We start from the raw sequence: 602 nt of genomic DNA on the forward strand, positions 1-602 counted from the left end.
AGCTTTGGTTTTGAAGCGTAGGAGAGCGAGGTGCGCCCCCTTAATGCCCGGGTTATGCCAAGAATCCGGAATGGTTAAGCAGTTAGATTGTAGCTAATCAGCTGTTTTACAATCTTCTTGGGGACTTTAACCTAGAATAGAATAGATAGCACTTAATAACTCCATTCTGGTTTTCCGCCTTCTTCATTTGAAGTAACATCGATTCCTATCACTAATAGTTCAACATCATTGTCAGCCTTTGGTGCATGTTCAACACCTTTGGGTACAATAAACATTTCTCCTTCTTGGAGATTAATATCCTCACTGTCTTTTAGTTGAATAGTTAAATTTCCCTTGTAGACAATAAAAACTTCATCCTGATTATCATGTTTATGCCAATTAATTTCGCCTATACCTTTGGCTAACTTAAGCATAGAACCATTTGCTTTACCTACTATTTTTTGAGTCCAGTATTTTTCAATAGAGTCGAATTCATTTCTTAGATTAACCTTTTTCATAACTTGTGTTCGGTGCTTTATTTAACTTCTTGGTATAACGATATTGCGCATAACCGGCGCACGGATTGAAGTTGAATTAGCAACTAACGAAAGATGAGTTTTAAA

1 protein-coding gene is annotated in these 602 nt (G+C 36.5%); it reads right to left on the bottom strand.

Going from position 1 to position 602, the window contains the following annotated elements; translation table 11 throughout:
* Positions 1-152: 152 nt before the first annotated feature.
* Positions 153-497 carry a cupin domain-containing protein gene (locus G3569_RS18245; protein ID WP_165271519.1) on the bottom strand — a complete coding sequence of 115 codons (345 nt, stop codon included), beginning with the start codon at positions 495-497 and terminating at the stop codon, positions 153-155.
* Positions 498-602 lie beyond the last annotated feature (105 nt).

This window comes from Fodinibius halophilus (assembly GCF_011059105.1).
Classification (GTDB): domain Bacteria; phylum Bacteroidota; class Rhodothermia; order Balneolales; family Balneolaceae; genus Fodinibius; species Fodinibius halophilus.

What these genes read in the sequence shown, in the direction of transcription:
- G3569_RS18245 (WP_165271519.1), bottom strand. Translation starts at nt 497, where the DNA reads ATGAAAAAGGTTAATCTAAGAAATGAATTCGACTCTATTGAAAAATAC.